Genomic DNA, 245 nt, shown 5'->3' with positions numbered 1-245 from the left:
CCCAGAACAGGAAGATCAGCGCGGCGAAAGTCATGAACGCATACGGATTGGTGCCGTATTGCATCAGGCCGAGCAACGCGACGCCCTCGCCGATAAAGATCACGAACATGGTGTTTTCGCGGCCGAGCTTGTCGGAGATAAAGCCGCACAGCGGGCGCGTAAAACCGTTGCAGATATTGTCGATCGAGAGCGTCATCGTGAGCAGCGGCAAGGTCATGCCGAAGAGCGTCATCGGGATGCGCGCA

1 pseudogene is annotated in these 245 nt (G+C 58.0%); it reads right to left on the bottom strand.

Annotated features, from left to right (window positions below):
• Positions 1-245: pseudogene (locus SB764_RS43595) on the bottom strand (oxalate/formate MFS antiporter); the annotation flags it as partial.

Source organism: Paraburkholderia sp. SIMBA_027, from assembly GCF_046535315.1.
In the GTDB taxonomy this organism is placed as follows: Bacteria; Pseudomonadota; Gammaproteobacteria; order Burkholderiales; family Burkholderiaceae; genus Paraburkholderia; species Paraburkholderia tropica.
This window is presented reverse-complemented; position numbering and strand designations above follow the sequence as displayed.